Raw genomic sequence first — 21325 nt, forward strand, 5'->3', positions numbered from 1 at the left:
ACTACCCGCTTCGCGGCGCTATGTCATTCCTTCCTTCACCTACGTCACGCAATGGCGCGCGACAGGAGCCAGAGGACATGCAGACCAAGCTGGACGAAGCAAAGGCCGAGCTGCTCGCGCGGGCGGCCCGGGTAGCTGAGCACAGCCCGGCCGGGGGACTCCTTCCGACCGGTGCCGAGCAGAAAGAGCGCCCCGACCGGGACACGACGCTCGCCTATCTCCAGCGCTACTACCTGCACACCGCCCCCGAGGACCTCGTCGACCGCGACCCCGTCGACGTGTTCGGGGCGGCGCTGTCGCACTACCGGCTCGCCGAGAACCGGCCGCAGGGCACCGCGAACGTCCGCGTGCACACGCCGACCGTCGAGGAGAACGGTTGGACCTCCAGCCACTCCGTCGTCGAGGTCGTCACCGACGACATGCCCTTCCTCGTGGACTCCGTGACGAACGAGCTGTCCCGCCAGGGCCGCGGCATCCACGTCGTGATCCACCCCCAGGTCGTCGTCCGCCGTGACGTCACCGGCAAGCTGATCGAGATCCTCGGCCCCGATTGCGACGCGCACGGCCCGAAGACCGCGCGCCCCCACGACTCCCTCGTCGAGTCCTGGATCCACGTCGAGATCGACCGCGAGACCGACCGCGCCGACCTCAAGCAGATCACCGTCGACCTGCTGCGCGTCCTGTCCGACGTTCGCGAGGCCGTCGAGGACTGGGAGAAGATGCGCGAGGCCGCCCTGCGCATCGCCGACGGCCTCGTGGACGAGCCGACCGCGGGCGACCTGCACGAGTACGAGCTCGAAGAGGCCCGCGAACTGCTGCGCTGGCTCGCCGACGACCACTTCACCTTCCTCGGCTACCGTGAGTACAACCTCGTCGACGGCGACGCCCTGGCCGCCGTGCCCGGCACCGGCCTGGGCATCCTGCGCTCCGACCCGCACCACAGCGGCAAGGACGACGCCCACGCGGTCTCCCCGTCCTTCAATCGGCTGCCGGCCGACGCCCGCGCCAAGGCCCGCGAGCACCGCCTGCTGGTGCTGACCAAGGCCAACAGCCGCGCCACCGTCCACCGCCCCTCGTACCTCGACTACATCGGCGTGAAGAAGTTCGACGCCGACGGCAACGTCGTCGGCGAGCGCCGCTTCCTCGGCCTGTTCTCCTCCGCCGCGTACACCGAGTCCGTGCGCCGCGTCCCGGTCATCCGCCGCAAGGTCGCCGAGGTGCTGGAGGGCGCCGGCTTCTCGCCGAGCAGCCACGACGGCCGCGACCTGCTCCAGATCCTGGAGACCTACCCCCGCGACGAGCTGTTCCAGACCCCGGTCGACAAGCTCCGCGAGATCGTCACCTCCGTCCTGTACCTGCAGGAGCGCCGCCGGCTGCGGCTGTACCTGCGCCAGGACGAGTACGGCCGCTACTACTCGGCCCTCGTCTACCTGCCCCGCGACCGGTTCACCACCGGCGTCCGGCTGCGGCTGATGGACATCCTGAAGGAGGAGCTCGGCGGCACCAGCGTCGACTTCACCGCTTGGAACACCGAATCGATCCTCTCCCGCATCCACTTCGTCGTCCGCGTCCCGCAGGGCACCGAGCTGCCCGCGCTGACCGACGCCGACGTCGAGCGCGTCGAGGGCCGCCTCGTGGAGGCCGCCCGCTCCTGGGCCGACGGCTTCGGCGAGGCCGCGGTCGCCGAGCTCGGTGAGGAGCGCGCCGCCGAGCTGCTGCGCAAGTACGGCGGCTCCTTCCCCGAGGGCTACAAGGCCGACCACACGCCGCGCATGGCCGTCTCCGACCTGTGCCACCTGGAGCGGCTCTCCGCCAGCGACAGCGAGTTCGCGCTGTCCCTGTACGAGCCGGTCGGCGCAGGCCCCGGCGAACGCCGCTTCAAGATCTACCGCACCGGTGAGCAGGTCTCGCTGTCCGCGGTCCTGCCGGTGCTGCAGCGCCTCGGCGTCGAGGTCACCGACGAGCGCCCGTACGAGCTGCGCCGCGCCGACCGCACCAGCGCCTGGATCTACGACTTCGGCCTGCGCATGCCCGTCGCCGGCAACGGCGACAACTACCTCGGCGACGGCGCCCGCGAGCGCTTCCAGGAGGCCTTCGCCGCCGTGTGGCGGGGCGAGGCCGAGAACGACAACTTCAACACCCTGGTCCTGAGCGCCAAGCTCACCTGGCGGCAGGCCGTCGTCCTGCGCGCGTACGCCAAGTACCTGCGCCAGGCCGGCTCCACCTTCAGCCAGGACTACATGGAGGACACCCTCCGCAACAACGTCCACATCACCCGGCTGCTGATCTCGCTGTTCGAGGCGCGGATGTCGCCCGGCCGCCAGGCCGCCGGCACCGAGCTGGTCGACGCGATGCTGGAGGAACTGGACGGGGCCCTGGACCAGGTCGCCTCGCTGGACGAAGACCGGATCCTGCGGTCCTTCCTCACGCTGATCAAGGCGACCCTGCGGACGAACTTCTTCCAGCTCAACGCCCAGGGCGAGCAGCACTCCTACGTGTCGATGAAGTTCGACCCGCAGGCCATCCCGGAGCTGCCGGCGCCCCGCCCGGCCTTCGAGATCTGGGTGTACTCGCCGCGCGTCGAGGGCGTCCACCTGCGCTTCGGCAAGGTCGCCCGGGGCGGCCTGCGCTGGTCCGACCGCCGCGAGGACTTCCGTACGGAGATCCTCGGCCTGGTCAAGGCGCAGATGGTCAAGAACACCGTCATCGTGCCGGTCGGCGCCAAGGGCGGCTTCGTCGCCAAGAACCTGCCGGACCCGTCGGTGGACCGCGACGCCTGGCTCGCCGAGGGCGTCGCCGCCTACAAGATCTTCATCTCGGCGCTGCTCGACATCACCGACAACATGGTCGGCGGCGAGGTCGTGCCGCCCAAGGGCGTGGTCCGCCACGACGAGGACGACACCTACCTCGTCGTCGCCGCCGACAAGGGCACCGCGACCTTCTCCGACATCGCCAACGGCGTCGCGGAGTCGTACGGCTTCTGGCTGGGCGACGCCTTCGCCTCGGGCGGCTCGGCCGGCTACGACCACAAGGGCATGGGCATCACCGCCCGCGGTGCCTGGGAGTCCGTCAAGCGGCACTTCCGCGAGCTCGGCCACGACACCCAGACGCAGGACTTCACCGTCGTCGGCGTCGGCGACATGTCCGGTGACGTCTTCGGCAACGGCATGCTGCTCTCCGAGCACATCCGCCTGGTCGCCGCCTTCGACCACCGGCACATCTTCATCGACCCGACCCCGGACGCGGCCGTCTCCTACGCCGAGCGCCGGCGCCTGTTCGAGCTGCCGCGCTCCTCGTGGGCGGACTACGACCCCGAGCTGCTGTCCGCGGGCGGCGGCGTCCACCCGCGCAGCGCGAAGTCCATCCCCGTCAACGCGCACATGCGGGAGGCCCTCGGCATCGAGGCGGGCGTCACCAAGATGACCCCGGCCGAGCTGATGCAGGCCGTCCTGCACGCCCCCGTGGACCTGCTGTGGAACGGCGGCATCGGCACGTACGTCAAGGCCACGTCCGAGACGCACGCCGAGGTCGGCGACAAGGCCAACGACGCCATCCGCGTCAACGGCGCCGACGTGCGGGCCAAGGTCATCGGCGAGGGCGGCAACCTGGGCCTGACCCAGCTCGGCCGCATCGAGTTCGCCCGGACCGGCGCGGGCGGCGAGGGCGGCAAGGTCAACACCGACGCCATCGACAACAGCGCGGGCGTGGACACCTCCGACCACGAGGTGAACATCAAGATCCTGCTGAACGCGGTCGTCGCCGACGGCGACATGACCGTCAAGCAGCGCAACGCCCTGCTGGCGGAGATGACCGACGAGGTCGGCCGCCTGGTGCTGCGCAACAACTACGCGCAGAACACCGCCCTGGCCAACGGCGCCGCCCAGGCCCACAGCCTGCTCCACGCCCAGCAGCGCTTCGTGCGCCGCCTTGAGCAGGCCGGACAGCTGAACCGCGACCTGGAGTTCCTGCCCAGCGACCGGCAGATCCGCGAGCTGCTGGGCGGCGGCACGGGCCTGACCCAGCCGGAGCTGGCCGTCCTGCTGGCCTACACCAAGATCACGGTCGCGGACGAGCTCATCGCCACCGAGCTGCCGGACGACCCGTACCTGCGCCGCCTGCTGGACGCGTACTTCCCGGCCGCGCTGCGCGCGAAGTTCCCGGAGCAGATCGCCTCCCACGCGCTGCGCCGCGAGATCATCACGACGCTGCTGGTCAACGACACCGTCAACACCGGCGGTTCGACCTTCCTGCACCGGCTGCGGGAGGAGACCGGCGCCTCCACCGAGGAGATCGTGCGGGCGCAGCTCTCGGCCCGCGAGATCTTCGGCCTGGGTGAGGTGTGGGACGCGGTCGAGGCCCTCGACAACAAGGTCCCGGCCGACGTCCAGACCCGGGTGCGCCTGCACTCCCGGCGCCTGGTCGAGCGCGGCACGCGCTGGCTGCTGAACAACCGGCCGCAGCCGCTCCAGATCACCGAGACCATCGAGCTGTTCGCCGAGCGGGTGGCCCAGGTCTGGGCCGAGCTGCCGAAGCTGGTGCGCGGCGCGGACCTGGAGTGGTACCAGCTGGTCCTGGACGAGCTGACCGGCGAGGGCGTGCCGGAGGAGCTGGCGGCGAAGGTCGCCGGGTTCTCCTCGGCCTTCCCCACGCTCGACATCGTCGCGATCTCGGACCGGACCGGCGTGGACCCGCTGGGTGTCGCCGAGGTGTACTACGACCTGGCCGACCGCCTGGACATCACCCAGCTGATGGACCGGATCATCGAGCTGCCGCGGGCCGACCGCTGGCAGTCCATGGCCCGCGCTTCCATCCGCGAGGACCTGTTCGCGGCGCACGCGGCGCTGACCGCCGACGTGCTGGCGGCCGGCGAGTCCGGCGCGACGCCCGAGGAGCGCTTCAAGGCCTGGGAGGACAAGAACGCGGCGATCATCGCCCGCGCCCGGACCACCCTGGACGAGATCCGCGGCTCGGACGACTTCGACCTCGCGAACCTGTCGGTCGCGATGCGGACGATGCGGTCGCTGCTGCGCGCGCACGGCTGAGAGCGGAAACTGACGCCCCTTCGGGGGCGTGAGTGAACGAGCGGCCCGGAACCATGAGTTCCGGGCCGCTCGTCGTGTAAGGCGTGGCCCGCCACAGGGCTTGGCCGCATCACGACACCACGGGGAGCAGGACAGCAGTGCGCATAGAACGACACCAGGTGGGCGGGGCCGCGATCTCCGCGGCCCGCGAGGACTTCGTGAACCGGATCGGCTCGATGGTCCGCTCCATGTCCCGCGCGGACCGCATGGCCACGTACGAATGGCAGACCATCTCCGAGGAACTCCTGGACTACCTCGGCGCGCTCTCCGTGGAAACGCCCCGCCTCGACACCCCCGAGGCCGAGGCCGTCCTGAAGGACGCCGCGGAGGCCGCCGCCGGCGCGGTGTCGTTCGCCGCGTACTACGCGTACGACTCCTTCCACGTCTTCCTCGACTACGTCAACTTCGGCATGAGCTACGACCGGGACGGCGACCCGGCCGACCGGGAGTCCGTCAGCCCGTACGAATGGCTCGACGCCTTCTGCCTGGCCGTCATCGGCGGCGACACCGCGCGGCACGGCGAGGCCTTCCACTTCGCCCGCCAGGAGGACCAGGCGCAGTACGCGGGCCGGCCCGGGGTCGAACTGGTCGGCGGTTTCATGGCGTACGTCTGCGGCGACCTGAACGACGACGACCAGGACTTCCCGCCCTCGCAGGAGGCGAAGCTCGCCGCGATCGACGCAGGGCTCGCCCGGATCGCCGCCCTCGCCCTGGAGACCGGCGACGCGCTCCCGGACCAGCCGGACACCACCGCCCTGCGCGTCCTGCGCGCCCTGACCGCCGGCGACCGGGAGGCGTACGGGACCGAACTCGTCCGGCTGCTGCGCCACCACGCCGAGCGGCCCGGGACCTGGATGCGGAGCCAACCGCGCACATTGCTGCCGCTGGTCCCGATCGCGCTGGCCGCGCTCGGCCACCGCGACCACGGCTGGTGGCCGCCGGTCGACACCGACTACCTGCCTTACGCGCTGCTCACCGGCTTCGCGAAGCCCGGGCCGCGGGTCGGCGCCTTCGGCCGCGACCGGCGTCCCGACGCCGTCGCAGAGCTGGCCGGCGGGCGGACCGTGGAGTTCGAGCGTCCCCTCGTCCCCCAGCCGCTGGGCCCGGACGCCGAGGCCGACTTCGAGCGGTACACGCGGGAGGCCTTCACGCCGGAGGACGGCAAGGAGCTCTCCGCCGGGAGACTGTCCAGCGCCCTGGGCTACCAGGACATGCTCTTCAAGACCCGTGCCTCGCACGGCCCGGACGCCACCGACACCCAGCTGCAGGGACTGCACCTGGCTTCCGCACTGGGTGCCGCACTGTTCCGTACCACGCTGGCGGAGCCGGGCACCGGGGCCGTGGTCACCCTGGGGGGCCGTACCCTCGCCTACCCCGCTTACCGCGGTGACCGGGCCGGGCTCACCCAGTGGCTCACGGCGACGCACTTCGCCCTGATCACGGGGGTGCGCGAGGACCTCGCCCCGCTCGTGCTGGCCGGGCCGTCCCGGCTTTCGGAGGGCGCTCCCGCCTACACGGCGTACTGCCGGGCCCTGCACGCCTACCTGCGCGGGGAGGGTGCCGAGGAGGCCGTCGAGCGCGCCGTGCGGGCCTGGGAGGGCACCGCGGCGGGCGGTTTCCTGCCGCCCCCGGCCGTCCTGCTGTCGCAGCTGGTCGAGGGCGACGAGGAGAGCTTCAACCTCGCCCTCCTCGACGCCCTGGAGGCCCACCGCGACCACTACCTGGTGGCCGACCGCGCCGAGGACTGCGACGCGGCCCTCGACCCGGGCGTGCTGGCCCTGGCCTGCCATGCCCGGCGGCGCGGCTGGAACATCCGGGTCGCCTCCCCGTACCTGCCGCCGCGCCTGCTGCAGGCGGCCGAGCCGCTGTAGGCAGTACCGCCCGAACGCGCCGACCCGCCCGATCCGCCCGGCCCGCTGCCGGGCGGATCGGCGTCAGCCGCCGCTGTGGGCCTCGTACGCGGCGCAGACCTCCTCGGCGGGGCCGTCCATCCGCAGGACGCCCGCCTCCAGCCAGATCGCGCGGTCGCAGGTCTCGCGGACCGTGCCGATGCCGTGGCTGACGAGGAAGACGGTGCCGGCCCGCGCGCGCAGCTCCTCGATGCGCTTCTGGCTGCGCCGCTGGAAGGCGGCGTCGCCGGTGGCCAGGGCCTCGTCGATCATCAGCACCTCGTGGTCCTTGGCCGCGGCGATGGAGAAGCGCAGCCGGGCGCCCATGCCGGAGGAGTACGTCCTCATGGGCAGGGAGATGAAGTCGTCCTTCTCGTTGATGCCGGAGAAGTCGACGATGTCCTGGTAGCGCTCGCGGATCTGCTGCCGGGACATGCCCATGGCAAGGCCGCCGAGGATCACGTTGCGCTCGCCGGTGAGGTCGTTCATCAGGGCGGCGTTGACGCCGAGCAGCGAGGGCTGGCCGTGGGAGTACACGGTGCCGCGGGCGACGGGCTGGAGTCCGGCGATGGCCTTGAGCAGGGTGGACTTGCCGGAGCCGTTGGAGCCGATGAGGCCGATGGCCTCGCCCCGGTAGGCGGTGAAGCTGACGCCCTTGACGGCGTGCACCTCGCGGACGCCCGGGGCGGGCCGGCGGGAGAGGAGCCGGCTGAGGGCGGCGGTGGCGCCTCCCCTGCGGGCGCCGCCGTTCACCCGGTACACGACGTGGACCTCGTCGGCGATGACGGTGGGGACGCGGTCAGCCACGGCCGTACTCCTCCTCCGCCTTCCAGAACCAGACGAACCCGCCGACGCCGGCGAGCAGGGCCCAGCCGACGGCGACGGCCCACGCGTGGGGCGGGAGCGCCTCGAAGCTGTCGATGAGGGCGTAGCGCATCAGGTCGATGTAGACGGCCGCCGGGTTGAGCTTCAGGGCGAGGGCGGCCCAGTGCGGCAGGTTGCCCTGGTGGAGCATCTGCTCGATCGACCACATGACGCCCGAGGAGTACATCCAGGTGCGCAGCACGAACGGCATCAGCTGGCTGGCGTCCGGGGTCCTGGCGCCGATCCGGGCCATGGCCATCGCGCAGCCGGCGCAGAAGACGGCCGTCAGCGCCAGGACGGGCACGGCCAGCAGCCAGGCGGGGCGGGGCGTCTGGCCGAAGGCGAGCAGCAGGACGACGAGCGCGCCCATGGTGACCAGCAGCTGCTGGAAGAGCTGGAGGACGGAGGCCAGCGGCAGGCTGGCGCGGGGGAAGTGCAGGGCGCGGACCAGGCCCAGGTTGGCGTGCACGGCGCGGGTGCCGGCGTTGATCGAGCTGCCGATGAAGTCCCAGACGAAGACCCCGGTCAGCAGGAACGGCACGTAGTCGGGCACGCCGTGGCTGGCGTTCATGACGACGCCGAAGACGAACCAGTAGACGGCCGCGTTGAGCACCGGGGTGGCCAGGTGCCAGACCTGGCCCAGTTTCGCGGTGCTGTAGGTGGCCTGCATCCGGGCGGTGGCGTACGCGGTGACGAAGTGGCGGCGGCCCCACAGCCGGCGCACGTACTCCGGCAGCGGGGGGCGGGCGCCGCTGACCGTCAGGCCGTGGGCGGCGGCCAGCTCCGCGGGGCTCGCGGCGGCCGGGGCGGGAGGGGTCACGGTCACGGGGGTCGCTTTCGACGGGGCCAGGACGTGAGGGGCGACGGGACGGATCCGTTTCGTCGCTACGGCGAGGTTAGGTCGCGCTGCGACGGAACGCAACCGTATCGTCGTGACGGGGCGGTGCTGGTCTGCCCGGCTATGCTCTGTCCATGACCACGGACTCCGCCGCCGCCTCCTCCGCGCCCGCCGCCCCGGCCCCCGCCCGCCGCGCCCCCGCCGGGGCCGCCGTGCTGCGCGAGGACGTGACCGAGGCGATCCGCGCCGCGGTCCTGGAGGAGCTGGCCGCGGTCGGGTTCTCGCGGATGTCGATCGAGGGGATCGCGCGGCGCGCCGGAGTCGGCAAGACGGCCGTCTACCGGCGCTGGAAGTCCAAGCTCCACCTGGTCCTGGACCTGGTGCAGGCCTTCGCGGTGGACGGCCTGCCCGTGCCCGCCACGGGTTCCCTGTACGGCGACGTACGCGCCCTGCTGGAGGTCATGTCACACGTGCTGCGCCACCCGGTGGCCTCCGCGGTGATCCCCGACCTGCTCGTCGAGGCGGCCCGCAACCCGGAGATCGCCGACGCGGTGCGCGGCGCCCTGCTCGACGGGGAGCGGCGGATGGCCGAGGGCATCGTGTCCGAGGCGGTCGCGCGGGGCGAACTGGCGCCGGGCACGGATCCCGGCCGCGCGCTGGACCTCGCGATCGGGCCGCTGTACTGGCGGCAGGTGGTCATCGGTGACGAAGTCCCGGCCGGCTACCTCGACGAGCTGGCCGCCTCGGTGGTGGCGGGGCTGGGATCCACGGGCCCCGGGCGGCCCTGACCGCCGGCGGCGGCGGGGGTGGCCCCGTGCGCGGCCCCGTGCGCGGCCCGCTGTGCCGTTACGGCCACGGGCTCCGTGTGGTCAGAGGGGCCAAAGCGGGCTCCGGGGTGTGCGATGAGTGCGCCGGTGCGGGGTGCCGCTCCGAGAGCGGGACCACCGGCGGCACCGGCGACTGCTGCCCCAGGAAGACCCGGCGCACCACCCGCTCCGCCGCGTGCCCGTCGTCGAACTGGCAGAACCGGGCCCGGAACGCGGCCCGCAGCTGCGCCGAGCGCGAGCCCCGCCAGTGGCCCGTGGCGAAGATGTCCACCAGCTCGTCCGCGGTCCGGGCGATCGCCCCGGGCGGGCAGGTCCGCAGGTCGAAGTAGGTGCCGCGGGCCGCCTCGTAGGCTTCCCAGTCGTCCGCGTGGATGACGATCGGCCGGTCCAGCGCGGCGTAGTCGAACATCAGGGACGAGTAGTCCGTCACCAACGCGTCCGATGCCAGGCAGAGTTCCTCCACCGAGGGGTGCGCGGAGACGTCGATCAGGCGCGGGTGGTGCACCGACCCGCCCGTCGCTGCGGCGCCCGGGTCCGCGTAGGTCAGGTGCCGGCGGGCCAGGATGGTGAAGCGGGGGCCCAGGTCCCGCAAAACCCTTTCGAGGTCCAGGTGTTCGGGGCGGCTGCGCCGGTAGTCGCGGTGGGTCGGCGCGTACAGGACCGCGGTCGAGCCGGCCGGGACGCCCAGGCGCTCGCGCAGCTCCGCCACGTCCTGCCCGGTGGCCCGGTGGAAGGCGTCGTTGCGCGGGTAGCCGTACTCCAGGGTGGTGTACCCGGCGGGGACCGCCCGCTCCCACACCAGGGTGGAGTGCCGGTTCGAGGAGAGCAGGTAGTCCCACTGGTCCGCGCCGCGCAGCAACCCGTCGAAGTCGGGGGTGGGGGCGGCCGCCGGCCGGTCCTGGAGGTCCAGGCCGACCCGCTTGAGCGGGGTGCCGTGCTGGGTCTGCAGCAGGACCTGCCCCCGGCGCCTGACCAGACCGCGGTCGAAGTTGACGTTGGTGGTCAGGTACGCGGCCCGCGCGAGCGCGCTCCAGTACGCGGCCGAGCCCGGGCGCAGCAGAGCGGTCTGCGGCGGGAGGGTCGCCGCATGCTGGGGGGCGCAGATCCAGGCGGTCCGCATCCGCGGGGCGAGTTCGCGCAGCTTGGCCTCGATCGCCGCCGGGTTGCAGGCGTAGCCGCCGTGCCAGTACGCGGAGAACACCGCCAGCTCCCGGCGCAGCGGAAGCAGCCGCTGGAGGCGGTAGTGCAGGCGCAGCACGGTCTCGCGCAGCCCCCGCCCCAGGGCGGTCCCGGCCCGGGCGGCGGCCGTCCCGGCCGGGCCAAGCGCGGCCAGGGCGCCGTACGTGCGGCGCAGGCCGAGCCGCATCAGGGCGTGCCGGATCCGGTCGGCGCGCGGGAGCGACAGCGGCAGCGGGGCCGGGCCGACGGGCCGGTGGCGCCGCAGGAGCGCGCAGGCCCGGCCGAAGAACTCGGCCCGGGCGGCGCGCGGGAGGCGGGCCCGGTCCGCGTACAGGGCGCACAGGTGCCCGGCGGCCCGCCGGTGCACGGCCGGCCGCCAGCGCTCCAGCCCGGGGCGGGTGGCGATCAGGCCGAAGACCCGCTCGTACTGGTCGAGGACGTCGAGGTGGCGGCGGGTGGCGGTGGTCCGGACCGAGCCGGTGCGCCGCTGCCGGTCGTGGACGCAGACCCGGTCCAGGACGGCGACGGACTCGGCCGCCAGCAGCGCGTGGCAGCTGAACGGGACGTCCTCGTAGAGGCCCGTCGGGAAGGACAGCCCTTCCCGCTGGACGTACTCGCGGCGGTAGGCCTTGTTCCAGGCCGCCGCCGGTAGGCGGAGCAGGGCCGGGCGGTCGGTGAGGCGGAAGCTGGCCGGGCCGTCCTCGCGGAGCAGGTGGGCGAGCGGGTTGCGGACGGGGTTCCCGGCCCAGGGGGCGCGCGCGTGGTCGTAGACGAGGACGTCGGGGGAGCCGGTGTCCCCCAGCCGGTCGGCGATGGCCCGGAGGGCGTCCGGGACGAGGGCGTCGTCGCCGTCGAGGAAGACCAGGTAGTCGCCGCAGGCCCGGGCGAGCCCCGCGTTGCGGGCGGAGCCCGCGCCCAGGTTGTGCGCCAGGTGTACGGCCGTCACCCGAGGGTCGCGGGCCGCGTACTCGTCGATCAGTGCACCGCAGGCGTCCGGGGAGGCGTCGTCGACGGCGATCAGTTCCAGGTCCGGGTACGACTGGGACAGGACCGAGTCCAAGCCCTCCTGGAGGTACGCCTGAACCTTGTACGCGGGCACGATGACGCTGAACCGGGGCACGGCACATCCAGGGGTCGGCGCGGGCTTACCTGCCCCAGGAACCCCCGTTGCGGCGACCGGGTTACGGGGGGTGCGGCAAACGGATTACCCCGGCGTCAACGCGGCAGGTCGGGTCCGCTTCCCGGGTTCCCCCCGTCCCGGCCCCGATCGCCCGCGGGCTACTTGACCGCGCCCGCCGTCACCCCCGTCGTGAACTGCCGCTGGAAGGCGAAGAACACCACCAGCGGCACCACCATCGACAGGAACGCGCCCGGCGCGAGGATGTCGATGTTGTTGCCGAACTGCCGTACCTGCTGCTGGAGGGCGACCGTGACGGGCGGGTTCGAGGAGTCCGCGAAGACCAGCGCGACCAGCATGTCGTTCCACACCCACAGGAACTGGAAGATGCCCAGCGAGGCGATCGCCGGCCCGCCCAGCGGCAGCACCACCTGGGCGAACAGCCGTAGCTCGCCGGCCCCGTCCAGTCGGCCCGCTTCCAGCAGTTCCCGCGGGATCTGCGCGAAGAAGTTGCGCAACAGGAACACCGCGAACGGCAGCCCGAACGCGGTGTGGAACAGCACCACCCCCGCGGTCGTCTCGAACAGGCCGATGGTGCCGAAGAGTTCGGAGACGGGGATGAGCGCCACCTGCACCGGGACGACGAGCAGCGCGACGACCACCAGGAACAGCCAGTCCCGGCCGGGAAACTCCAACCAGGCGAAGGCGTATCCGGCGAACGAGCCCAGCACCAACACCAGAAGGGTCGCCGGGACGGCGATGGCCACCGTGCTCAGCAGCGAGCCGGTGATCGCGTCGTCGGCGAGCAGCCGCTCGTAGTTCCCGGTCGTCAGCCGCGCCGGCGCGGTCAGCGCCCGCCACCAGCCGCCGTCGTCCAGGTCGCCCGGTGAGAGGAAGGAGGAGACCAGCAGCCCCAGCGTGGGCAGCAACCAGAACAGGGCCGCACAGACCAGGAAGACGCGGACCGCCCCGCCGGCCAACCGGGAGGCTGCGGTGTGCGCGAAGCTCATCGACGGGCCTCCCGGCGCATGCGGCGGACGTTGTAGAGCATGACCGGCACCACCAGCACCAGCAGCAGCACCGCGATGGCGCTGCCCAGCCCCGCGTCGGCGTCCGTGCCGAAGGAGGTCCGGTACAGCTGGAGGGCCAGGACGTTGGCGTCGTCCTGGACCGAGCCCGGAGCGATCACGAACACCAGGTCGAAGATCTTCATCACGTTGATCACGAGGGTGACGAGGACCACCGCCAGCACCGGAGCCAGCAGCGGGACGGTGATCCGGCGGAACACCTGCCACTCGTCCGCCCCGTCCACCCGCGCCGCCTCCAGCAGCTCCCGCGGCACGGACGCCAGCCCCGCCGCGATCAGCACCATCGCGAACCCGGCCCACATCCACACGTACGCCCCGATGACCGCCGGGGTGACCAGCGAGGGGCCCAGCCAGTCCACCCCGGCGTACGCTTCCCGGAAGTTCGACGCGGGCAGCCGCAGCAGCGCCCCCTCGGCCTTCGCGGACATGCTGAACGTGCCGTCCGCGCGGGTCGTCGCCGACTCCACCACCCGGCCGTCCTTGACCGCCTCGATCCGCATCCCGGCGAAGCCGGATTCGGTCGGGTCGACCGTGTTGGTCCGGCCGCCGCCGCCCCGGGTGAAGTCCTGCCAGGCCGTCCCGGTGACCCGGCCCGGCTCCGCCCCGGCGGGCTGCGCCGGACGGGTGCCCCCGGGCAGCGCCTCGGGGGCGACGCCGACCAGCGGGAGCAGCACCGGTTCGCCGGCCCGGACCGGCTCGCGGGTGACGTAGCCGCCCGCGGCCGCGCCCTGGGCGGGGACGAGGGGCGAGTCACGGCCCGGGCGGGCCCGGGGGAACTCCGAAGCGGGCGCGAAGGTGTCGTGCACCGCGACCAGCACCGCGTTGGCGACGCCCCGGTCGGGATCGTGGTCGTACACCAGCCGGAAGATGATCCCGGCCGCCAGCATCGAGATCGCCATCGGCATGAAGACCAGCAGCTTGAACGCGGTGCCCCAGCGGACCCGTTCGGTGAGCACCGCGAAGACCAGGCCGAGGGCCGTGGCGGCGGCCGGCGCGACCACGACCCACACCGCCGTGTTCTCCACGGCCGTGCGGATGGCGTCGTCGCGCAGGATCTCCGCGTAGTTGTCCCCGCCGACGAAGCGCTCGCCGGAGCGGTCGAAGAGGCTGCGGTAGACGGAGTAGCCGATCGGGTGCACGACGAGCGCCCCGAGCAGCACCAGCGCCGGGAGGAGGAACGCCGCCGCGACGAGGCGGCGGCGCCGGGCCTGCCCGGAGCGCGAGGACGGGGCGGCGCCGCGCGCGGGGTTGCGCGCGGCCGCCCCCGTACCGGCCGAGGAACTCACGGGGATCAGTTCCCGTACGCCTTGGCCGCCTCCGCCTCCAGTCTGTTCTGGGTGCCCGACACGTCCGACGGGTTGGCGAGGAAGTCCTGCAGGGCCTTCCACTCACCAGCGCCCGGTGTCCCGCCGAAGGCCGCCGGGGCCTGGTCCGACATGTCGAAGCGGAAGTCGTCGCCCGCCGCGATCAGGGCCCCGGCGATGCCCCGCTGGATGTCGTTCGGGTACGCGGACGGGCTGACCGCCTTGTTCGGGGACAGGAAGCCGCCCTCGCGGGCCTGGATCTCCGCCGCGTCCGGGGAGGCCAGGAACGTCAGCAGCGCCTGAGCCCCCTTCGACGGCTTCAGCGCGACCGCCACGTCACCGCCCGAGACCACCGGCGGCTTGGCGCCGACCGCCGGGAAGGGGAACACCAGGGCGTCCTTGCCGATCTGCGCGTCGGTCTGGGCGATGTTCACCGCCACGAAGTCGCCCTCGAAGACCATCGCGGCCGCCGACCGGTCCCCGGAGAACACCTGCGTCACCGACTTCGGGAACTCGGTGGCCAGCGCCCCGCTCGCCCCGCCCGCCAGGAGGTCCTTGCGGCCCCACAGCTCGGCGAGGGTGGTCAGCGCCTGCCCGACGCTCGGGTCCGTCCACTTGATCTGGTGCTTGGCGAGCTGGTCGTACTTCTCCGGGCCCGCTTGCGACAGGTACACGTTCTCGAACCAGTCCGTCAGGGTCCAACCGTCCGCGCCGGCCACCGACAGCGCAGGGGTGCCGGACGCCGACAGCGTGTCCGCGACGGTCAGGAGCTCCTTCCAGCTCTTCGGGGGCTGCACCCCGGCCGCCTCGAAGGCCTTCGCGTCGTACCAGATCAGCGACTTGTTGGCGGCCTTGTAATACACCCCGTACTGGGTGCCGTCGACCGCGCCCAGCTTCTTCCAGCCGTCGGAGTAGTTCGCGTCGAGCTGGGCCTTCGCCTCCGGGCCGACCGGCTGCACCCACTTGTTCTTCACCGCCGCGGCCAGCGCCCCGACCTGCGGCAGCAACGCCACGTCCGGCGGCTGCCCGCCCGCGATCTTCGTGCCGAGGAAGGTGACGATCGGGTCCTGGGCCGGCACGAAGGTGACCTTGGCGCCCGTCCGCTTCTCGAACTCCTTCAGCACCTTCGTGAAGTTCGCCTGTTCGGGGCCCGTCCACACCGCCGCGACCTGGAGTTCCTCCCCGTCCAGTCGCGGTAACTGCACCCGCGGCACGGCCGGGGCCGTCGTCCCCGGAGGCGGATCGGCCTTCGGGCCCCCGCCGCCCCCGCACGCGCTCAGGGCGAGGGCGCCGGCGGCGGCCAGGACCGCCCAGGCGCGGCTGCTGCTCCTACGGTTCGTCGTGCGGCCCGTTCCCTGCCTGAGCATGGTTCTGCCCCCGATTCCCGTGGTGTGACCCGTTCCACAGGTCTACGCTCCGCCGGGCACCCCCGCAATACCGCGTCCCCGCCCCGCGGCGGCCCGGCGGGGCGTCGCGGGCCGGGTCACGGGCGGGCGCTCGGCCGCGGTCACGGGGCGGCCGGGAACAGGACGGGTATCGCCGAGACCAGGTGGGAGGCCCGGTCCAGGGCACTGGCCAACAGGGCCAGGTCGGTCGGGCCGTTGCCGAGCTCGCGCACCGGACGGCGGGCCGGAGGATCACCCATGCGCTCCCACTCCACCGGGACCACCGTCGGCCGTTGGGTCGCCGTCCGCGGTATCCGGCCGGTCACCCGGCCGCCCTGGAACGGGACCGTCCGCCCGTCGGCGAAGCAGAGCCGGCCGCGGCCCGGGCCCGGCCGGTCCGGCGCGTCGAGCACCACCCGCAGCGGATTGCTCCGGGCGAGTTCCGTGTCGGCCGTACGGTCCGGGCGGGCGGTGGCGGCCACCAGGTGCACGCCGAGCCGCTCCCCGTCGCGGGCCACCGCCTCCAGGACGCGGACCACCGACCCGGCGGCGGGCCGGCCCGCACTCCCGAGGCCCGGCGCGACCAGCGCGTCGAGATCGTCCACCAGCACCACCAGGCGGGGCAGCGGGCTCGGTCCGGCCGGCAGGTCGGTGCGTACGGCGGCGGCGCGCAGCCGCAGCGTCCCCGTACGCGGCGGGTCCGCGTCGCCGCCGCCCGCCTGCTCGGCGCCGACCTGCTCGGACGCGGCGGGCCGGCGCGGCGAGACCATCCGGTCGGACAGCTCCCGGTGGGCGTGCCACTCCGCGAACGGGACCCCGTCCAGCAGTTCCGCCCGCCGCTTCAGCTCCGCTCCCAACGCCTGTGCGAACTCCCGCATCCGCACCGGGTCGGCGGCGACCAGGTGCGCGGAGACGTGCGGCAGGTCGGCGGCGGGCAGCAACCCGTCACCGGCCTCCCCGCCCGCCCCGTCGAGCAGGACCACGGCCAACCGGTCGGGCCGCGCCCCGGCGGACAGCGACGCGGCGACCGAGCGGAGCAGTTCGGTACGGCCGCTCCCGGCCGGCCCCTCGACGAGCAGGTGCGGCCCGTCCTGCACCAGCTCGGCTCCGACCGGGCCCCCGCGCCCGCGCCCGAGCACGAACTCGGCGAGGCCGCCGACGCCCTGGCCCTGCTCGGTCGCCGCGGCCCAGCGGGCCATCAGCGAGGCCGGGGTGGCCCGGGCCAGACCCAGCTCGTCGAGGAGCCGTGCGGTCGGCGGGAGCGCGGCCGCGGCCGAGTGCTGCGGCTGAGCGCCGGCGGCCGCGGCGCGCAGCGGGGCCAGCGCCCGCGCGAACCGCTCCGCCCAGGCCGCGGAGACGGCGTCGGCGGTGGCGGTGGTGCCGGGCGGGCAGGGCGTGCCGCCGGCGACGGCGAAGGTCCGCACGGTGGTGGCCACGTCGCCGCTGAGCACGGCGGCGGCACCGCAGTCGCGGAAGGCGGGGACGGCCCCGCAGGCGGCCTCGTAGGTGTCGGAGAGCGGGGAGGCGGGGGTCGCGGCGGGCGTCTCGGCCAGCACCAGGACGTGGAGCCCGGCGGCCGCCCCGTGCGAGGCGAGCCGGCCGGTCAGATCGCGCAGCGCGGAGGTGCCCGGGTCCCCGTCCACGACGAGGAGGGCGTACGGCCCCCGGTACGCGGCCGCCGCCTCGCGGACGGCACGGTGGTCGGCGGCCGCCCAGTCCACCCCGAGGGGGCCCTCGTCGAGGCGGCGGGTCAGCTCGGCGGTGCGGGCCGCGGCCTGGTCGCGGTCGTACGCGAGGAGCAGCCTGCAGTCCTGGCCGTGCGCGGGCCGCACGTGGGGCAGCCAGCCCAGCCAGCCCCACTCCTCGCGGCGCTGCGCCACGGGACGGGCCCGGTCGCTGCTGATGAGCACGATCTCCAGTTGTGCGGGTGCGTGCAGCGCGGCGAGCTGTGCGACCACCGACCGGGCGACCCCGGCCAGGCGGGCCCGCGGCCCGGCGATGCCGAGCGCGCCGACCTCCTGGAGGGCGACCCGGCTGCCGGCCCCGAGGCCGATGTCGAGGCGGCCGGGCGGCCGGGACCACAGCCGGCGGGTGGGCGCGAGCGCGGCCAGCAGGAGGGCGGCGGGATCGTCGACGTCCGGCACGGCGGCCGCGGCCGCAGACGCCGGCGCGGACCCCTCGGGTTCGCCCCCGCCCCGCATCCACCGCCGGGCCCAGGCCCCGAGCCCGCCACGCCACCCCGCGGCGGGGGCCGGCGGGGCGGGGGCTTGGGCGCCCGCCCCGGGCCGGGCCGCGGCGGGAGCGGCGCCCTGGAGGCCGTCCGCCCCCGTTGCGCCCCGACCGCCCGCGTCCGCCGCGGACCCGCCGGCTCCCCCGTACGGCCCCGCCCCACCGGCCCCGGACCGAGCGGGCCGCGCCGGGCCGGAGCCCGTCGGAGCGGGCCCTGCGGGGCCGGCGGGGCCGGCGGGGCCGGTGGGGACCGGGCCGTGGCCGGCGGGGCGCGCCGGGGTGGCGCCCGACGGAGCGGGGGCGCCGGACTCCGCCGGGGCGGTGCTGTCGGCCGGTGCCGTGCCTGCGGGAGCGGAACGGGAGCCGGCGGCCCCGGGCCCGGCGGGTCCCGACGGGCCGGGGGCTTCGGCGGTGCCGAGGGGGTCGGCGGGGCGGCCGGTGCTTCCCGCGGCCGTAGAAGGGCTGGCTGCCGACGGTGACGGTGGCGGGAGGCAGAGGTGGCCCTCGCGGTCCGGGACGACCGGCAGGGAGGCCGGGGACGAGACGGCCAGACGGAGGGCCGACTCGCCGATCCGCAGCAGCGCCCCCGGCGCCAGCGGCACGGGCTGCGCGCCCACTTCCGTGCCGTCCACCGTGGTGCCGTTGGTCGAGTCCAGGTCGGCGACGGCCACCCGCCCGTCCGCCGTCACGGTCACCGCGCAGTGCAGCCGGGACACGTCCGGGTCGTCCAGCGGGACGTCCGCGTCGGCCGAGCGGCCGATGCGGATCGCCCCGGGGTGCAGCAGGTGCACCCCGCCCGCGTCGGGGCCCGCCACCACGTGCAGCTGTGCGCCCTCGGCCGCGTCCGGCACGGCGTCCGGCACGGGGGCGTGCAGGCCCAGCACCGCCCCGTCGACGAGCGGCGGTTCCCCGAGCACCTGTCGCTGCGGGTCGAGGCGCTCCGTGCCGGCGTACAGCACGACCGTGCCCCTGGGGGTGCCCCCGGTGGTGGCCGGTGGGGTTTCGGGCCCGCCGACGGTCGCCGCCAGCCCGGAGGCCACCGCGGCCAGCGCGGTCCCGGCGGGCGCGGTGACGAGCACGTCACACCCGGCGGGCGCGGTCTGGTGGCCGCTGCGCGACCCGAGGACGGTCAGCCGGATCTGCATCGCCGTCAGCGATCCCTTCTGCGCGGTGCGCGGTTCGTGCGCCCGGCAGGGGACGACGGCAGCCGTACGGCTGCCCCGAAACCCCCACCCGGCGGGGGCTCCCGTCCCCGCCGTTCCGTTCGGGTGCATCCTCGCACCTGTCGCGGACAACACGCCCGGTTCTCCCCAAGAAATGATCTTGAATGATCGCACCCGCGGCGAACCCGTGGGGAAAGCAGAGGAAAATCGCCCCGGGCATACCCCTCGAACGTCACCCTTCGCACATATGTGCGGCAACCAACCTCCGGTAGCCCGCGTCTTCCGGGAGGACACCCCCTAGAGTGGGCCGGAAAACGTACCCGGAATCCGACCCCGGAAGACGAACCCCCGGCGGGACCCACCGCAGGACGACACAGGGAGCGCTGAGACGTGCGGCCAGTCGGCAGCAAGTACTTGCTCGAGGAGCCGCTCGGGCGCGGCGCCACGGGCACCGTCTGGCGTGCCCGCCAGCGAGAGACCGCCGGTGCGGAGGCGGCCGTCGCCGGCCAGCCCGGCGAGACCGTGGCCATCAAGGTCCTCAAGGAGGAGCTGGCCCAGGACCCGGACATCGTCATGCGCTTCCTGCGGGAGCGCTCGGTCCTGCTGCGCCTGACCCACCCCAACATCGTCCGTACCCGCGACCTCGTCGTCGAGGGTGACCTCCTCGCGCTCGTCATGGACCTGATCAACGGCCCGGACCTGCACAAGTACATCCGCGAGAACGGCCCCTTCACCCCGGTCGCCGCCGCCCTGCTGACCGCGCAGATCGCGGACGCGCTGGCCGCCAGCCACGCGGACGGCATCGTCCACCGCGACCTGAAGCCGGCCAACGTGCTCCTCGACGAGAGCGACGGCCGGATGAAGCCGATGCTCACCGACTTCGGCATCGCCCGCCTGGCCGACTCCCCCGGCCTGACGCGCACCCACGAGTTCGTCGGCACCCCCGCCTACGTGGCGCCCGAGTCCGCCGAGGGGCGCCCCCAGACCTCCGCCGTCGACATCTACGGCGCGGGCATCCTGCTCTACGAACTCGTCACCGGGCGCCCGCCGTTCGCCGGCTCCACCGCCCTCGAAGTGCTCCAGCGGCACCTCAACGAGGACCCGCAGCGGCCGTCGACCCTGCCCGAGCCGCTCTGGATCGTCATCGAGCGCTGCCTGCGCAAGGAGCCGACCGAGCGCCCCAGCGCCGAGAACCTGGCCCGCGGCCTGCGCGTGGTCGCCTCCGGAATCGGCGTGCACAGCGCCCCGAACGAGGTCGAGGCCGCGCTCGGCGTCGGCGCCCTGCTCGCGCCGGACCCCTCGCCGGCGCCGGTCCCCGGGACCGCGGGCGCCGCAGGCGCCGCGGACGCCACGCAGGTGCTGCCCGCCCGTCCGGCCGCCCCGCCGAACGCCGCCGCGGCCGGTGCGTACGACCCGAACGCCATGACCAGCGTGCTGCCGCCGGTCGGCGCCGACGACGCCACCTCCGTCCTGCCGAGCACCGGCGCCCCCGGCATCCCGGACGCGGCCGCCACCTCGGTCATGCCGCCCGTGGAGCGCCCGGACCAGCCGCACCCGTGGCAGACGCAGATGCGGGCCGCGCGCGAGCGCAACGAGCAGACGCAGATGCACTACCTCGACCCGAGCGAGGACCCGCTGCGCCGCCGCCCGCAGCGGCAGGCGCCCCCCTCGCCGCAGCAGCGCCCGCAGCAGCCTCCGCAGCCGCAGCGGCCCCCGCAGTACCGTCAGGGCCCGCCGCAGCAGCAGTACCCGCAGCAGCCGCAGCGCCCGCAGCAGCCCCAGTACCAGCAGGCCCCGCAGCAGCCGTACTACCCGCAGCCGCAGCAGGCGCCCCCGCCGCCCCAGCAGTACCGGCAGCCGCAGCAGCCCGCGTACCAGCCGCAGGCCCCGCAGCCCCCGGCCCGGCAGGCGCCCCCGCAGGCACCGCCGCAGCCGCGCGCCCCGCGCCCGCCGCGGGAGCCGCGCGAGCCGCGCCGCCGCAGCGCCAACCCGATCAAGATCCCGGGCCTCGGCTGCCTCAAGGGCTGCCTGGTCATGATCCTGGTGTTCTTCGTGGCGGGCTGGCTGATCTGGGAGCTCACCCCGCTCCAGGAGTGGATCGGCACCGGCAAGGGCTGGTGGGACCAGGTGTGGAGCTGGGGCACCGGGATCGTCGACTGGATCTCGTCCATCGGCGAGGCCACGGGTTCCGGCAGCGGCAGCGGCACCACACCCTGAACAGGGCCCGCACGGAGCCGACTTCGTAGATTTGTCGACATCCGGGACGTGATTTTGCCCGTAGAAGTGAAGGGGGGCGCCGGGCGCGGGGCGCCTGAACCCCAACCGCCCCGAGAGTTTGGGGGGGTGGCCCACCCCGGAGGG

Annotated in this window: 11 protein-coding genes; 4 read left to right on the forward strand and 7 right to left on the reverse strand. The window is 74.2% G+C overall.

The genetic code is table 11. The features are described from left to right. The first annotated feature begins 77 nt into the window (after positions 1–77). The gene (locus tag ACFV7Q_RS21100; protein WP_385430473.1) at positions 78–5042 is read left to right on the forward strand and encodes an NAD-glutamate dehydrogenase; all 4965 of its coding nucleotides are present in this window, start codon (positions 78–80) and stop codon (positions 5040–5042) included. 137 nt (positions 5043–5179) lie between these two features. Then, a complete protein-coding gene (locus ACFV7Q_RS21105; protein ID WP_385430474.1) occupies positions 5180–6952 on the forward strand; it encodes an immunity 49 family protein in 1773 nt (590 codons plus the stop codon). A 63-nt stretch (positions 6953–7015) separates the two neighbouring features. Here ACFV7Q_RS21105 and ACFV7Q_RS21110 read toward each other — a convergent pair whose 3' ends face one another. After that, entirely contained in the window at positions 7016–7777 is a 762-nt protein-coding gene (locus tag ACFV7Q_RS21110) for an ABC transporter ATP-binding protein (protein WP_385430476.1), read from the reverse strand. Next, positions 7770–8660 carry an ABC transporter permease gene (locus ACFV7Q_RS21115; RefSeq protein WP_385430478.1) on the reverse strand — a complete coding sequence of 297 codons (891 nt, stop codon included), beginning with the start codon at positions 8658–8660 and terminating at the stop codon, positions 7770–7772. Before ACFV7Q_RS21115 ends, ACFV7Q_RS21110 begins: the two co-directional genes overlap by 8 nt. 146 nt (positions 8661–8806) lie before the next feature. On the opposite strand from ACFV7Q_RS21115, the gene ACFV7Q_RS21120 reads away from it, so the two are divergent. Further along, positions 8807–9460 (forward strand): TetR/AcrR family transcriptional regulator, encoded by a 654-nt coding sequence (locus tag ACFV7Q_RS21120; protein WP_385430480.1) that lies wholly within the window; start codon positions 8807–8809, stop codon positions 9458–9460. 58 nt (positions 9461–9518) lie between these two features. Here ACFV7Q_RS21120 and ACFV7Q_RS21125 read toward each other — a convergent pair whose 3' ends face one another. The 5 genes from ACFV7Q_RS21125 to ACFV7Q_RS21145 form a co-directional block, all read right to left on the reverse strand. Then, entirely contained in the window at positions 9519–11798 is a 2280-nt protein-coding gene (locus ACFV7Q_RS21125; protein ID WP_385430481.1) for a CDP-glycerol glycerophosphotransferase family protein, read from the reverse strand. A gap of 158 nt (positions 11799–11956) precedes the next feature. Further along, positions 11957–12805, reverse strand: a complete 849-nt coding sequence (locus tag ACFV7Q_RS21130; RefSeq protein WP_385430483.1) for a carbohydrate ABC transporter permease — start codon at positions 12803–12805, stop codon at positions 11957–11959. Continuing rightward, positions 12802–14046 carry a carbohydrate ABC transporter permease gene (locus tag ACFV7Q_RS21135; RefSeq protein WP_385430490.1) on the reverse strand — a complete coding sequence of 415 codons (1245 nt, stop codon included), beginning with the start codon at positions 14044–14046 and terminating at the stop codon, positions 12802–12804. The genes ACFV7Q_RS21130 and ACFV7Q_RS21135 overlap by 4 nt, the downstream gene beginning before the upstream one ends. A 128-nt stretch (positions 14047–14174) precedes the next feature. Continuing rightward, a complete protein-coding gene (locus ACFV7Q_RS21140) occupies positions 14175–15554 on the reverse strand; it encodes an ABC transporter substrate-binding protein (RefSeq protein ID WP_385430484.1) in 1380 nt (459 codons plus the stop codon). Between the two features lie 140 nt (positions 15555–15694). After that, positions 15695–18946, reverse strand: coding sequence for an FHA domain-containing protein (locus ACFV7Q_RS21145; RefSeq protein WP_385430492.1), 3252 nt, complete (start codon positions 18944–18946; stop codon positions 15695–15697). A 408-nt stretch (positions 18947–19354) separates the two neighbouring features. Between ACFV7Q_RS21145 and ACFV7Q_RS21150 the strand changes: the two genes are divergently transcribed. Then, entirely contained in the window at positions 19355–21181 is a 1827-nt protein-coding gene (locus tag ACFV7Q_RS21150) for a serine/threonine-protein kinase (protein WP_385430486.1), read from the forward strand. Positions 21182–21325 lie beyond the last annotated feature (144 nt).

The organism is Streptomyces sp. NPDC059851, from assembly GCF_042732005.1.
Lineage (GTDB): Bacteria > Actinomycetota > Actinomycetes > Streptomycetales > Streptomycetaceae > Streptomyces.

What these genes read in the sequence shown, in the direction of transcription:
- ACFV7Q_RS21100 (WP_385430473.1), top strand. Translation starts at nt 78, where the DNA reads ATGCAGACCAAGCTGGACGAAGCAAAGGCCGAGCTGCTCGCGCGGGCG.
- ACFV7Q_RS21120 (WP_385430480.1), top strand. Translation starts at nt 8,807, where the DNA reads ATGACCACGGACTCCGCCGCCGCCTCCTCCGCGCCCGCCGCCCCGGCC.
- ACFV7Q_RS21130 (WP_385430483.1), bottom strand. Translation starts at nt 12,805, where the DNA reads ATGAGCTTCGCGCACACCGCAGCCTCCCGGTTGGCCGGCGGGGCGGTC.
- ACFV7Q_RS21140 (WP_385430484.1), bottom strand. Translation starts at nt 15,554, where the DNA reads ATGCTCAGGCAGGGAACGGGCCGCACGACGAACCGTAGGAGCAGCAGC.
- ACFV7Q_RS21145 (WP_385430492.1), bottom strand. Translation starts at nt 18,946, where the DNA reads ATGCAGATCCGGCTGACCGTCCTCGGGTCGCGCAGCGGCCACCAGACC.